This is a genomic window from Mesorhizobium sp. WSM4833 (assembly GCF_055811095.1).
This window is the reverse complement of the sequence record NZ_JBVVQG010000011.1, coordinates 152,724-166,320: the sequence shown is the minus strand read 5'-3', so window position 1 is coordinate 166,320 and position 13,597 is coordinate 152,724. Positions and strand designations below refer to the sequence as shown.

General features: G+C 61.8%; 11 protein-coding genes. 3 read left to right on the top strand and 8 right to left on the bottom strand.

The window, feature by feature from the left end; genetic code table 11:
- Window positions 1-46: 46 nt before the first annotated feature.
- From AC0L2D_RS22695 to AC0L2D_RS22660, 8 genes are all read right to left on the bottom strand, one after another.
- Entirely contained in the window at window positions 47-1,726 is a 1,680-nt protein-coding gene (locus AC0L2D_RS22695) for a formate--tetrahydrofolate ligase (RefSeq protein WP_013529948.1), read from the bottom strand.
- A gap of 312 nt (window positions 1,727-2,038) precedes the next feature.
- Window positions 2,039-3,163 (bottom strand): DUF2333 family protein, encoded by a 1,125-nt coding sequence (locus AC0L2D_RS22690; protein ID WP_013529949.1) that lies wholly within the window; start codon window positions 3,161-3,163, stop codon window positions 2,039-2,041.
- A 105-nt stretch (window positions 3,164-3,268) separates the two neighbouring features.
- A complete protein-coding gene (locus AC0L2D_RS22685) occupies window positions 3,269-4,573 on the bottom strand; it encodes a DUF6638 family protein (RefSeq protein WP_224675194.1) in 1,305 nt (434 codons plus the stop codon).
- A gap of 42 nt (window positions 4,574-4,615) precedes the next feature.
- Window positions 4,616-6,526 (bottom strand): AAA family ATPase, encoded by a 1,911-nt coding sequence (locus tag AC0L2D_RS22680; protein WP_473542474.1) that lies wholly within the window; start codon window positions 6,524-6,526, stop codon window positions 4,616-4,618.
- 24 nt (window positions 6,527-6,550) lie between these two features.
- Window positions 6,551-7,696, bottom strand: coding sequence for a hypothetical protein (locus AC0L2D_RS22675; RefSeq protein WP_027162175.1), 1,146 nt, complete (start codon window positions 7,694-7,696; stop codon window positions 6,551-6,553).
- 31 nt (window positions 7,697-7,727) lie between these two features.
- On the bottom strand, window positions 7,728-8,816 hold the full coding sequence (locus tag AC0L2D_RS22670) for a hypothetical protein (protein WP_473542472.1): 1,089 nt from the start codon (window positions 8,814-8,816) through the stop codon (window positions 7,728-7,730).
- Window positions 8,817-9,127: 311 nt separating this feature from the next.
- The gene (locus AC0L2D_RS22665) at window positions 9,128-9,517 is read right to left on the bottom strand and encodes a c-type cytochrome (protein WP_013529954.1); all 390 of its coding nucleotides are present in this window, start codon (window positions 9,515-9,517) and stop codon (window positions 9,128-9,130) included.
- A gap of 89 nt (window positions 9,518-9,606) precedes the next feature.
- Window positions 9,607-10,218, bottom strand: a complete 612-nt coding sequence (locus AC0L2D_RS22660) for a thymidine kinase (RefSeq protein WP_027162173.1) — start codon at window positions 10,216-10,218, stop codon at window positions 9,607-9,609.
- Between the two features lie 237 nt (window positions 10,219-10,455).
- On the opposite strand from AC0L2D_RS22660, the gene AC0L2D_RS22655 reads away from it, so the two are divergent.
- From AC0L2D_RS22655 to choV, 3 genes are all read left to right on the top strand, one after another.
- Window positions 10,456-11,391: a choline ABC transporter substrate-binding protein gene (locus AC0L2D_RS22655; RefSeq protein WP_013529956.1), complete on the top strand. Its 936-nt coding sequence runs from the start codon at window positions 10,456-10,458 to the stop codon at window positions 11,389-11,391.
- Between the two features lie 134 nt (window positions 11,392-11,525).
- Window positions 11,526-12,380, top strand: a complete 855-nt coding sequence (gene choW / locus AC0L2D_RS22650; protein WP_337123927.1) for a choline ABC transporter permease subunit — start codon at window positions 11,526-11,528, stop codon at window positions 12,378-12,380.
- Entirely contained in the window at window positions 12,377-13,558 is a 1,182-nt protein-coding gene (gene choV / locus AC0L2D_RS22645) for a choline ABC transporter ATP-binding protein (RefSeq protein ID WP_024504539.1), read from the top strand. Before choW ends, choV begins: the two co-directional genes overlap by 4 nt.
- The last annotated feature ends 39 nt before the right edge of the window (window positions 13,559-13,597 follow it).

Here is a 13,597-nt window from a genome sequence, read left to right as displayed (position 1 = left end):
GGGCGCCGCATCGCTGCGGCGCCCTTTCTGTTTGAATTGAAGGATTTTAGAACAGGCCTTCGATATTGCCGGCCTCATTGAGGAAGATCTTTTCCGAGGACGGCGCCCTCGGCAGGCCCGGCATGGTCATGACCTCGCCGCAGATGATGACGACGAAGCCGGCACCGGCCGAAAGCCTGACCTCGCGCACCGGCACGGTGTGGCCGGTCGGCGCGCCGCGCAGGTTCGGGTCGGTCGAGAAGGAATACTGGGTCTTGGCCATGCACACCGGCAAATGGCCGTAGCCGGCGTCTTCCCACGCCTTGAGCTGGTCGCGCACCGACTTGTCGGCGATCGCTTCCGAGCCGCGATAGATGCGCTGGACGATGGTGTTGATCTTCTCGAACAGCGGCATGGCGTCGGGATAGAGCGGGGCGAACTGCGAGGCGCCGGATTCGGCCAGTGCCACCACCTTGTTGGCGAGATCCTCGATCCCGGCCGAGCCGTGCGCCCAGTGCTTGCACAGGATCGCTTCTTCGCCCATCGAGGCGACATAGTCCTTCATCGCCTGGATCTCGGCGTCGGTGTCGGAATAGAAATGGTTGATGGCAACCACCGCCGGCACGCCGAACTGCCTGATGTTCTCGATGTGGCGGCCAAGATTGGCGCAGCCCTTCTTCACCGCTTCGACGTTTTCCTTGCCGAGGTCTTCCTTCTTGACGCCGCCATTCATCTTCATGGCGCGCACGGTGGCGACGATGACCGCCGCTGCCGGCTTCAGGCCCGCCTTGCGGCACTTGATGTCGAAGAACTTTTCAGCACCCAAATCGGCGCCGAAGCCGGCTTCGGTGACGACATAGTCGGCGAGCTTGAGCGCCGTCGTAGTGGCGACGACCGAGTTGCAGCCATGCGCGATGTTGGCGAACGGGCCGCCATGCACGAAGGCCGGGTTGTTCTCCAGCGTCTGCACCAGGTTCGGCTGCATGGCGTCCTTCAGCAGCACAGCCATGGCGCCGTCGGCCTTGAGGTCGCGGGCATAGACGGCTGACTTGTCGCGGCGATAGGCGACGATGATGTCGCCGAGGCGCTTTTCCAGGTCCTTCAGGTCGGTCGACAGGCAGAGGATCGCCATCACTTCCGAGGCGACGGTGATGTCGAAACCGCCCTCGCGCGGGAAGCCGTTGGCGACGCCGCCGAGCGAGCAGATGATCTCGCGCAGCGCGCGGTCGTTCATGTCCATGACACGGCGCCAGACGACCCGGCGGGTGTCGATGCCGAGCTCATTGCCCCAGTAGATGTGGTTGTCGATCAGCGCCGAAAGCAGGTTGTGTGCGGTGGTGATGGCGTGGAAGTCGCCGGTGAAGTGGAGGTTCATGTCCTCCATCGGCACGACCTGCGCATAGCCGCCGCCGGCGGCACCGCCCTTGACGCCGAAGTTCGGGCCGAGCGAAGCCTCGCGGATGCAGACGATCGCCTTCTTGCCGATGCGGTTCAGGCCGTCGCCGAGACCAACCGTGGTCGTGGTCTTGCCTTCGCCGGCCGGCGTCGGGTTGATGGCGGTTACGAGGATCAGCTTGCCGTCCTTGTTGCCCTTCACCGATTTGATGAATTCGGCTGATATCTTGGCCTTGTCGTGGCCGTAGGGCAGCAGGTGTTCGGTCGGGATGCCGATCTTCTGGCCGATCTCCTGGATCTGCTTTTTCCTGGCGCCGCGCGCGATCTCGATGTCGGACTTCACTTCGGCCATGACGGCTTTCCTCTGGATTGGACGGTGGAGGGGACGGGTTTGGTCTTACTGGCAAGCAGGTTGGAACCGGGCGCGGGCATGTTCTAACCCTGTCGCTGCCGCGGCGTCAACTTGTATGCAACTATGTTTCCTCTTGAGAAAATTCTTCTGCGGACCGGCCGACCTGTCGTCGGTTCTTCCTGGCTCCGTTGCCGCGCCGTATAGAAGCCAGAGGACGCGTCGTTCCGCCGTCTCAAAACAGCCGCACAATGCACGGAATGCGACAGAGGCGACGGCGCAAATTCGCCATCGCCTGGTCCCAATGGAACAGCGCTACTGCGTCAGAACGTTGCTGATTTCGACCATGTTGGAGCGCACCCTGAGCACATAGAAGCCCATCGTCGTCAGATGCGTCGGCAACAGCCAGCCATCCTCGCGGCCATTGGCGATGATGAAAGGCTGGATCTTCAGCGCCGAAACGAACTGCGAGTCCATCGTGTCCCAGAGGTTCTGCAGATGCTTTTCCTTGATGACGTCCTCGAAGTCGGCCTGGGCGCCCTTCATCAGGCCGTAATAGCCATAGAGCTGGCCATAGGCGAACCAGTAGCGGTCGTCGGCGCGGAAGTCGAACCAGCCATTGTTGTGGTTCTCGGCGCGTTCCTTGAGGATCGCCGAGGTCGAGCCGATGTCGGACGAGATGCGGTCGATATACTGTTTCAGATTGTCGGCGCGGGCGTCGAATGTCGCCTGGCAGGTGGCAAGGCGAGCGTTGAAGGAACGCAGCATGCGCACGGCGTCGCGATAGTAGCTCGGCGTCGGTGTCTTGGGGCCGAACGGGTTCAGGCCGAAATACCAGGTCTCCTCGTCGAACTGCAGGTTGCCGCGGGCATTCTGCAGATCGCTGTCGATCTGCGAGGTGGTGCGGACGCGGCCGAGATTGTCGGCGAGTTCAGTCGCCGTGCGCCGCACCGCCTGGTTGATGCCGCGCTGGAAGGAGGCCTTGTTGTCCATCCACGGCGTGTTGTCCCAGTCGATGCCAAACAGGCCGAGCTTGTAGAGGATCATCGACGAGATCCAGGCATTCTGGTTGACGTTGAAGTCGGTCAGGTCGGCGGCGATCTGGGCAATGCCGGAGTTGCCGCAGGTCTTGGCCGTGTCGGTGCCGGCGCCGGCGGAGACCTGTTCGCCAGCGGAGACATTGCGCTTCTCGAACGTGTAGGTGTCCGGATAGTTCGGGTTGAAATTGTTCCACCACTGGGTGGCGTAGAAGAAATTGGCATAGAGGCCGATCAGCACCAGCAGAGCAAGGCCGACCGCCGCCTTGAGGATCCAGCCGCGTTGCGTGTACCAGCGTCCGGCCCACAGGAACGGCCACAGGATGACGCCGATCAAAAGCCCGATACCGCGGCCGATCCACTGGAAAATGCGGGTGAAGAAGTTCACGATCGGATCGAGCATGGCTGTGTCACCCCCTCAAGCATGATGCCAAAAAGTTGCAGACTTTTTGGATAACATTATGCGCCAAAACAAGAAGTTAGAACGAAATAACGGTTCATTTTCGTTCTAGTCAGTCAGGCCGTAGAGGCGCGTGCGAAACGCCACCTTGTCCTTCAAATATGTGGTTTTGAGAACGTCCACAACATGCGATCGCCAGGCGTCGCTGAAGCCGCCATAGTCCTTGTAGAAGCCGTCCTTGTTGAAGATGTAGCGCGAGACGAAGTCCGACGGCACGAAATCCGAGATCAGCCGGTTGGTCAGCCAGGCGTCAGGATGGTCAGGCTTGGCGCGGATCACCAGGAAGCGCTGCTGCGGGAAGACATCTTCGATCTTGAGGTGGCCGAGCTGGGCGATCTCGCGCTTGGCGGCGTTGAGGAAAGGGAAATTGCCGTCCCTGGTGATCAGGTCGGCATGGCTCTGGATCCAGGTCTGCAGCCAGACCTTGTCGACATTGGTCAAGTTGCGGTTCGGCTCGGCATCGCGGATCAGCGCGCGCACCACCATCTCGGCGCGGTGCTCGAGATAGCCCGAGGCCTCGACCCAGGAGGCGCGCGGCAACTCGATGCGGCCGGTGGTGGCGAGGAACTTGAACACCTTGTCGGCGTCGTTAATGGAAAGATAGCTGACCTGCCACGGCCGCGAACGGCGGAAGCCTGGCGCCGCAGGATCGCTGATCACCGTCGTCACATCCGGGTCGACGAAGACGTAAAGGCCACCGAAATGGCTGGTCCAGTAGGCGTTGTGGCGGAAGATCACCTGGTCGGGCACCAGCGCGTTCTCGCGGATGTCGCCGCAGATCTTGGCGAGCTCGACCATGCGGTTCAGCATGGCGCTGTCGCGCCAGGCGTCGGGCTCCTGCTTCAACCGGTCGACGAGCTTGCCGAGCTCGGCGGCCTTGCCCAGCACATCCTCAGCCGACAGCACCTTGAACTCGACCTGGCTGATCGACAGCAGGTCCTCGATATCGTTGACCTTGGGAACGGAATCCTCGATCTCGCCGTAGATGACATCCTTGATCGTCAGCGCATCGATGGCGCGCTGGTTCTTGGACATGAACTCGAACATCAGCTGCGAGGTGTTGGAGAAGGCGGTGTGCACCACCGGCAGGTCGATCTGCGACGGCGTCAGGATGATGAAACGGCGGTTGACCTCGTTGGGATCGAGATAGTCGTAGTCGTCGCATTCCTCGGCCACTTCGGGCGAAAAGCCGGTGCGATCGATCTGGAAGGTCTTCAGCTTGGTCGGCTTCAAGCCGAATGCGGCGAGCGCCTTGTTGTAGCGCTGGATCAGATGCGGCTCGTCGACCGTCAGCAGCCGGCCATAGATCAGCTCATTGTCGCGCAGGAGATCGGGTTTTTTGGCGGGGCTCATCTTGCCTTCTCCCACAAGGGGTGAAGGGAAGGCCGGCGCAGCTCACGCATTCCATAGCCCCTTCTTCTTCATCTCCTCCATCTCGCGCGCAGCCCGTTCGCGCAGGCGGGCGTCGCGCAGCAGTTTTTCCACGGCGGAGTCGTCGGACTTGTCGGAATAACGGAACTCCGAGTCGGCGTAGCGGTTGATCTCCTGCATGACCATGTCCATCGAGAACGGCCCGCGCAGTTCCTCGATCATCGCTTTCTTCTCGTCGTAGCCCTTGTGCATGAAGACTTCCGGCTTCTCGAACCAGTCGTCGGGAAGCTCGATGTCCATGGCGCGCATCTTGATGGCGTCGGTGACATTCTTGATGGCGCGACCGGTGAAGCGGGGCTCGGCATCCTTGATCAGGTGCAGATAGGTGCCGATATCGGCCATCGATTTCGGCGCGCCGTTCTCCTTCATGTAGCGCTCGTAGACCTTCATCAGCCCATCTTCCTGCGGCTTCTCGTGCTCCTCATAGGCTTCGGTCACGGCGCGCTGGATTTCCTGCGCGGCGTAGAGATCGTGGTCGCCGAGCGGGATCTTGTGGTTTTTCCCCGCCAGCAGGACAAAAATATCGATGTAGTCGTCGCGGCTCTGCGGCCCGTCGACCAGCCAGCGGGCGCCGGCGCGCTGACGCAGCGCGTCGTCGACATTTTCGGGGTAGTTGGAGAACATGCCGAACGAGCAGTTGCCGCGCACCACGGTGGCGGCACCGGCGAAGGCGTCCATCAAGACGCCTGTTATCTCCTGCTGGCCGGCCGAGGCGCGGTCGTCGGAGCGGCGCGCCGCCACCTGGTCGATGTCGTCGATGGTGCCGAAGCCGATGACGCGCGGGTTCAAGACATTGTTGATGAACTGGCGGCAGTTCTGGCCCGACTTGCCCTGGTAGGACGAGATCTGGTCGACGCCGAAATTCTCGTAGGCGAAGGGATAGCCGGCGACCTGGCAATAGCCGTTGACGAGGCCGGCGATCATCTGGATCAGCGTCGTCTTGCCGGTGCCGGGGGCGCCGTCGCCGATGAAGGTGAACAGGAAGCCGCCGAGCTCGACGAACGGATTGAGTTCGCGCTCGAAATCATAGGCCATCAGCATCTTGGCGAGCTTGACCGACTGGTATTTGGCGATGTGGTTGCCGACGACCTCTTCCGGCTTCTTGAAGGTCATCACCAGCGGTTTTGAGCGCTTGCCCGGCGCGACGTCGAAACCATCGAGAGTGAAATCGTCGGCATCGATGCGGATATGGGCGTTCTCGAACGGGCCGATGCCGTCGAAGCGGCCCTTGCGGGCCAGAAGCCCGTCGATGGCGACGCGGGCGAAGGCGCGTGCCCTTGTCATCAAATCGGCATCATCGGACGATCCCGAGATCGCCTTGTCGAGGCCAGCGAGGATCGACTTCACCGCATCCTGCGGCGTGTCGAACAGGAAGTCCGGCTCGGGGATGTCGTTGGGTGCCTCGCCGTCGCTGTCGATCAGCTGGAACAGGTAGGAGGCGAGGCTGAAGGCGGAGATGTAAGCCGAGGCCGACAGAAGCTTCTTGAAGGTGGCCGCTTCGTCGCCTTCGAGCGGCGCGCGGGTATTCCTGGCCTGCAGGCTTTCGAGGTCGGAGCCTTCGGCAAAGACGTCCGATATGGCCAGCGCGATCGCCGTGCCGCGCCGGGCGCGAAACAGGAGCGTGTGCTGCCGGATGGTCAGCAGCTGGTCGTCGGGATGAACGGCGCCGACGGTCTTGGCCAGCTCGACCTCGCGCGTGCGACGCACCGAGCCGACCGAGACGGTCGAGACGAAGCGGCGGTTGGTGCCGGCAAGCGCGGTGCCGGACTCCCGTGACGGGTCCTCCAGCACGACGATGCGGGTGATGAAGCTCTGCGCGGTGGCGCGGTGCTTCTCGATGGCGGCTTCCGGAATGGTGGTCAGGCCGGTATCCATGAAGGGTGCTCCGTGGTGTGACGGTCAGACGTCTGAGATGACCTGTCCGTTGGACAGGATATGAACCTTGTAGCCGGCAAAAATCTTCTGTGCTTCGCCGGCGGCGTAGAGTGCCTGATAGGCCTCGTGCGGAATCAGCGCATGGTTTTCATAGCTCGACACGCCCTGACGCGCGGCTTCGAGATCATCAGTGTTGATGAAGAATTCCTGCGTTGTCTTCTCACTCGAAAACAGGCCCTTGCGGCCGGGCTTCTCGCTCTTGGAATAGACCTCCTGGATCGTCCAGGTCAAAAGCCAGGCATTTTGCGGCTTGCGCACCTTGGCCAGAACCTCGGTCACCGTCGAATTGTTGTCGGTAATCCCCACCGAATAGAACGGGCCGAGCACGACGCGGCGCAGCTGCTTGGGGTGCAACGGTTCGAAATCCTTGTCGAGGTTGACCGCGATGGTTGCCGGCGACAGCGTATAGGCGGAGTTCTTCTCGGTGAAATCGTCGAAACGATGGGCAAGCTCGGGATTGAGCAGGCCGTCGACCGGCAGCGGAATGTCGACCGTCTCGTTGAGTTTGCCGTTTCTGTCGACAAGCTGGCGGATCATCGCGTCGGAAGAATCCTCCACCGTCACCATGTAGACCAGAGGCAGGTTGGCGCTGCCGTCGAACGTCGCCCAATGGACGAGATAATAGGGCCGTCCCGTCTTCGGATTGACCGAGACCTTGGCGGTTTGCGCCAGCGTGAAGGGACCGAACGTGTTCTCGCTCTTCACGTCCTCGAGATAGAGCCGCTCGGCCATCGACTTCTGCAGCGCCTCGGGGAATTCCTTGTGGCGCAGGATGAAGTCGGCCATTTCCTCGCGCAATTCGCCGGCGAGCGGGATGTTGGCAAGCCGCGCGTCGGCCTGGCGGCGGTCGTTTTCCAGTTCGAGCAGGTTCTGGAACACCGGGAATCCGCTTTCGGCCCGCGAAATGCGGAACGTGTCCATGAAGCCCAGCCGGTTGCGCCAGCAGGAAAACGACTTGTCGAGCCGGGCGATGTATTCGGCGACGATCTTGGCGACGATGCCGTGCCGGTAAAGCGGCGAGCGATCGTCGCGCATGAACACTTCAAGACCGCTCAGCGCGGCCGTGATGGCGGAGAAATATCGTGCCGCCGCTTCGTTTTCGGGGGTCATGCCTGTGCGCTCGCGGGCAGTCCTGTCACCCCTAAGACTGCACGTAGTTTGCCGAATTGTGCTTCTTCAGCACCTCGTCGAAGCGGCGGGCAAAGGCATCGTCGGCCAGCTTCTTGCGGCGCTGGATGTCGGCGGTGGCGACCATGTTCTTCTCGTGCATCTCGAGTAGGTCGCCGATGTGTTTTTGCGAAGCAGCACCGATGCCGGCCATGGTTTCCTCGGCGGTGTTGTCGACCTGGCTGCCCAGCGTGTTGATCTTGTGGGCGACGTCCTGCTGGGCGGCGGTCTTCAGCGAATCTTCCAGCGCCTTGTAGAGCACGATGCGCTGCTCGGTATCGATGGTCAGCTTGTTGATCAGCGTCGATTGCGCGGCGATCTGGTTGTTGAGCGAATCGACGAAGGTCTGGAACATCGAGGTGTAGCGCTCGAGCGTCTGGCTCTCGGCCAGCAGCTCCTGCTCCTTGGCCTGCTTTTCGTTGTATTCCGTCGCCAGCTTGGAGCGTTCGCCTTCGAGCTGCGTGCGGTCCTTCTGACTGGTCGAAGCGGCGATCTTGTTTTCGATGTCGAGCAGCATCGGGTTGAGCTCCTCGATGCGCTTCTGCACGGCTTCGAGGTTGGTCATGGTGGTCTTGCGGCGCTCGATCACCTGCGACAGGCTGGTTTCCGAGGTCTTGTAGCGCTGGTCGAGGACCTCTTTCTGCGCCTTCAATATGCCGACGATGGTGTCGGATTTGACCAGCAATTCCTGCAGGTTGCCCGCCAGCGACATGTTGCGGACGCGGTCGGTGCGCATGCGCTGCTTGCTCTGGCTGGAGAAGATACCGATGAATTTTTCCCAGCCGGTGTAGTTCTTCATGCTCTCGAACTCGGAGCCGAAGACGTTGGTGGCGTCCTCCAGGCCGATGATCAGGTCGGCAATGTTGCCTTCCATCACCTTTTGCTGCTTCAGCACATCCTCGATGCGGGCGTTCTCGAGGTCGAAATTGGCGTCGCCGATCTTCTGGTCCGATGTGGCGAGCGTATCAAGCATGGTGCCGGACTGCTCGATCTTGGAGCGCATGTCCTGCACGACCTGCTTGGTCTTGGCAATTTCGGCGTCGAAATTCTGCAATGTCGCCATTGGGGCCTCCCGCTTCGGCATGACGTCGCTGGTCGCGAACAGCGGCGAATATATGTGGGGCATCGGGGGATTGAAAGACGTGAAGACAAGGGCGGCGTGAAAACAAAAGAATCCATCAGGGTCTTGAAAACCAGTGAAGGCGGGGGCCTGGCGTGATTAGCTTGCCTGCCAGCCGTAGTTCAGCTGTCATTGAACTTTCATGCGGCAAGCCGATGGCGCACGGATGCCTTTGTATTCGGCAAATCACTGAAGCAATCGCGGCCGCGATATGCGACGCGAAAGCCGGTTTTACAGAGCTGAAGAACAGCGGATCAGGGCTTGGGATCGGCCTTCAGATAGGCGATGACATTGGCGATGTCGTCGTCATTGGTCAGGCCGCCGAAGGCCATCTTGTTGCTCGGCACCTTCAGCTTTGGGGCCTTGAGATATTCGGCGAGATTGGCTTCATCCCAGACCAGGCCGGCGGCGCCGGCACTCTTCATCGCCTCGGAATAGTGGCCAAGAAAGCTCTCGGCGCTGCCGGCAGTGCGGCCAACGACGCCCAACAGATGCGGACCGACCTTGTCGCGGTCGGTGGCTGCGTCATGGCAGGCCATGCATCGGTTGAAGACCTTCTTGCCCAGGGCAGGATCACCGCCGGCATGGGCTACGAGCGAGCTGGCAAGGAGAAGGATACTGGCGAACGAAGCGGCTCGAAGCATGGCTGACCCCGGGGAGCTCTGGCTGGCTGCGTTATAGTACCGAGGCCTTAAGAAACGCTGCATCGGGCCGGGGTCAAGGCCGCCGACCGTCAGCCCTTGATAAAGCCGATGAAGTCGTCTGGCGCGGCGCGGCCCATCTCTTCCTCCCAGTGGCGGCGGCAGAGCGAGACATAGACGTCCTTGCCGATCGCCACCTGCTCGCCCTGGCGCGCCACCTTGCCATCGGGGCCGAGGCGCACGACCATCGTCGCCTTGCGGCCGCATCGGCAGATGGTGCGCACTTCGCGCAAATCGTCGGCGATGGCCAGCAGCGCGCGCGAGCCGGGAAACAGCTTGCCCTGGAAATCGGTGCGCAGGCCGTAGCACATGACCGGGATGTTCAGCCGGTCGGCGATGCGGGCGAGCTGCCAGACCTGCTCTTCCTCGAGGAACTGCGCCTCGTCGACGAAGACGCAATGCACCGACGTATGCGCGTGATGAGCGGCGACGCGGGCGAACAGATCGTCGCCGTCGCGAAACATTTCGGCTTCCGTCTCCAGGCCTATGCGCGACGAGATCAGGCCTGTATCGCCCTTGCGGTAGTGGCCGGCGACGAACAGCATCGTGCCCATGCCGCGCTCGCGGTAATTGTAAGAGGCCTGCAAGAGCATCGTCGTCTTGCCGGCGTTCATCGTCGCGTAGTGGAAGTAAAGCTTGGCCATGCCGCTCTTTTAAGCCGACTTGGGCTGACACGGGGAGGGGCCAGAGCGGCATTCCCCTGAAAAAGCCGGCTGGCCAGACAAAAGCGCCTGATGTGTCGCTGATTGGCCAGCCCGCGCCGTTGATCGTGATTGTCTTAATGCTTGAAACCACACCAGAATGGTGTTTGGCTGACGAAACAAGGCGGGCATAGAAACCGTAGCTACGCTTCGCCAAAGAATCACAATGGGAGACTGTCTATGTCGCGTATGAACTCTTTCGTCGCCGGCCTCGGCCTGGCGGCTTTTTTGTCCACCAGCGCTGCCTACGCCGGTGATCCGGCGAGCTGCAAGGCGGTGCGCCTTTCCGATGTCGGATGGACCGACATCCAGGCGACGACCGGCGTCGCCTCCGTGCTGCTGACCGCGCTCGGCTATGAGCCGCAAACGATCCAGCTGTCGGTGCCGGTGACCATGGCGTCGCTGAAGAACAAGGATCTCGACGTGTTCCTCGGCAACTGGATGCCGTCGATGACCAACGACATCAAGGACTATACAGCCGACGGTTCGGTCGAGACGATCAGCACCAACCTGACCGGCGCCGGCTACGGCATCGTCGTGCCGACCTATGTCGCCGACGCCGGCGTCAAATCGCTGACCGATATCGGCAAGTTCAAGGACAAGTTCAACGGCAAGATCTATGGCATCGAGGCCGGCAATGACGGCAACCGCATCATCCTCGATATGATCAAGAACCCGAAGGACAATCTCGAAGGCTTCGAGCTGGTTGAATCCTCGGAAGCCGGCATGCTGACGCAGGCCGAGCAGTCGATGAAGAACAATGAATGGATCGCCTTCCTCGGCTGGACGCCGCATCCGGTGATGGGCGCCATGAAGATCACCTATCTCGACGGCATGGGCGACAGCGGCTTCGGCGCCGCCACCGTCTACACCAATGTGCGCAAGGGCTACACCACCGAATGCCCGAACGCCGGCAAGTTCATCGCCAACCTGAAGTTCAACCTGGACATGGAAGGCGAGATGATGGACGCGATCCTCAAGGGCGGCGACGCCAATACGGTTGCAACCGACTGGCTGAAGAAGCACCCGGATGCCGTTGCCCCGTGGATAGCCGGCGTGACTACCTTCGACGGCGGTGACGCTGCCGCCGCCATCAAGACCGCGCTCGGAAGCTGAGCCGACTGAATTCGGCAAAGCCGAACCAGGAAGGGCAGCCATCTTAGAAAAGGCTGCCCTTTTTCATATCCTGTGACAAGATGACGACGGCCGAGGCCGAGGGGCAGGGCGGTCTCCTGCACGAGAGGGGCGATATGGATCCGATTTCGAAATTCATGGTCGATCACAAGATTCCGATCGGCGCCTGGGGAAAGGCCTTCTTCGGTTTCCTCACCGACAATTTCGACACTGTGTTCAGGGCCTTTTCGAATGGCCTCAATTTCCTGCTCGACGGGCTGGTCGGCATCCTCTTGATGGTGCCGCCGGTGCTGCTGGCGCTGGTCATCGCTGTTATCGCCTGGCTGCTGCAACGCTCGCGGCCACTTGCCATCGGCGTCTTTCTCGGCCTGATCTTCATCATCAACCAGAACCTTTGGAAGCAGACGGTGCAGACGCTGGTGCTGGTCGTCGCGGCCGCTGCCATGGCCATGGCCATCGGCGTGCCGCTCGGCATCTGGGCAGCGCACAAGCCGAAGGTCTACCGCGTCATGCTGCCGGTGCTCGACCTGATGCAGACGCTGCCGACCTTCGTCTACCTGATCCCGGTGCTGACGCTGTTCGGCCTCGGCAACGCGCCCGGCCTCATCGTCACCATCATCTTCGTCATCCCGACCGCGGTCCGGCTCACGCATCTGGGCGTCGTCTCGGTGCCGAAGTCGATCGTCGAGGCCGGCGAGGCTTTCGGCGCCACCAAGAGCCAGCTGCTGTGGAAGGTGGAACTGCCGTCGGCGCTGCCCACCATCATGGCCGGCCTGACGCAATCGATCATGCTGTCGCTGTCGATGGTGGTGTTTGCCGCACTGATCGGCGCCGGCGGGCTCGGCACCGAGATCAACCGGGCGCTCGGCTCGCGCCGCATCGACCTCGGGCTTGAGGCGGGGCTTGCTATCGTCGTTTTGGCCATCGTGCTCGACCGGATGACCCGCATCGCCGTTGGAGGCAAGAAATGACCGTCGCCGTCGATTTCAGGAACGTCGATATCGTCTTCGGCGCCGACCAGGCCGGATCGCTGAAGATGATCGACGCCGGCGCCAGCCGCGCCGAGATCCTCGAAAAGACCGGCAATGTACTGGGCTGCGCCGGCGCCAGCCTGACCGTGAACGAGGGCGAGATCTCCGTTCTGATGGGCCTCTCCGGTTCGGGCAAGTCGACATTGCTGCGGGCGGTCAACCGGCTCAACGTGGTGTCGCGCGGCCAGGTGCTGGTCAAGGATGGCGACAAGACCGTCGATGTCGTCACCTGCGACGAGGCGACCTTGCGGCGCCTGCGCCAGAAACAGGTGGCGATGGTGTTCCAGCAGTTCGGCCTTTTGCCCTGGCGCACGGTGGAGGAGAATGTCGGTCTCGGCCTCGAACTGGCCGGCGTCCCGGAAGCCGAGCGCAAGGAGCGCGTGCAACGCCAGCTCAAGCTGGTCAATCTCGACCAGTGGTCGAAGAAATATGCGCATGAGCTTTCGGGCGGCATGCAGCAGCGCGTCGGCCTGGCGCGGGCCTTCGCCACCGAGGCGCCGATCCTGTTGATGGATGAGCCGTTCTCGGCGCTCGACCCGCTCATCCGCACCAAGCTGCAGGACGAATTGCTGCAGCTGCAGGCTGAATTGAAGAAGACCATCATCTTCGTCAGCCACGACCTCGAGGAGGCGCTGAAGATCGGCTCCCACATCACCATCATGGAGGGTGGGCGCATCGTGCAAACCGGCGCGCCCGAAGACATCGTGCTGCGGCCTGCCAACGACTATGTCCGAGACTTCATCGCCAATGTGAACCCGCTGTCGGTGCTGACCGCCTGGAACGTGATGCGCGACCGTCGCGATCTGGAGCACGGCAAGGACGGCTGGGTCTGGCTCGACCGCCGCAAGACGACGCGCTTCAAGATCGACGATCACGGGCTGGTGGCGGCGGCTGAACGCGACGGCAAGCCGGCGGTCTGGGTGTCGTGCGCCGACGTCGAAGGCCAATCCGAGGAAGCCGCGCAAGTGTTCTGGGCCAATCCCGGCACCTCGCTGAAAACCGTCATGCTGGCCATGCACCGTTCGCAGACCGCTCCGGTAGCGCTGTTTGACGACCAGTCGCGATTTGTCGGCGCCATCGGCATCAGGGATGTGCTGAGCGCGGTGTTGCGGCGGTAGTTTCTTCGAAACCCAACGGCGGCGAGGCGCGGCGACCGG

Bases quoted from the DNA above. Each gene is read 5' to 3' on its own strand.
- AC0L2D_RS22675 (WP_027162175.1), bottom strand. From the start codon at position 7,696: ATGACCCCCGAAAACGAAGCGGCGGCACGATATTTCTCCGCCATCACG.
- AC0L2D_RS22655 (WP_013529956.1), top strand. From the start codon at position 10,456: ATGTCGCGTATGAACTCTTTCGTCGCCGGCCTCGGCCTGGCGGCTTTT.
- AC0L2D_RS22690 (WP_013529949.1), bottom strand. From the start codon at position 3,163: ATGCTCGATCCGATCGTGAACTTCTTCACCCGCATTTTCCAGTGGATC.
- AC0L2D_RS22685 (WP_224675194.1), bottom strand. From the start codon at position 4,573: ATGAGCCCCGCCAAAAAACCCGATCTCCTGCGCGACAATGAGCTGATC.
- AC0L2D_RS22660 (WP_027162173.1), bottom strand. From the start codon at position 10,218: ATGGCCAAGCTTTACTTCCACTACGCGACGATGAACGCCGGCAAGACG.
- AC0L2D_RS22680 (WP_473542474.1), bottom strand. From the start codon at position 6,526: ATGGATACCGGCCTGACCACCATTCCGGAAGCCGCCATCGAGAAGCAC.
- AC0L2D_RS22670 (WP_473542472.1), bottom strand. From the start codon at position 8,816: ATGGCGACATTGCAGAATTTCGACGCCGAAATTGCCAAGACCAAGCAG.
- AC0L2D_RS22695 (WP_013529948.1), bottom strand. From the start codon at position 1,726: ATGGCCGAAGTGAAGTCCGACATCGAGATCGCGCGCGGCGCCAGGAAA.
- AC0L2D_RS22665 (WP_013529954.1), bottom strand. From the start codon at position 9,517: ATGCTTCGAGCCGCTTCGTTCGCCAGTATCCTTCTCCTTGCCAGCTCG.
- choV (WP_024504539.1), top strand. From the start codon at position 12,377: ATGACCGTCGCCGTCGATTTCAGGAACGTCGATATCGTCTTCGGCGCC.
- choW (WP_337123927.1), top strand. From the start codon at position 11,526: ATGGATCCGATTTCGAAATTCATGGTCGATCACAAGATTCCGATCGGC.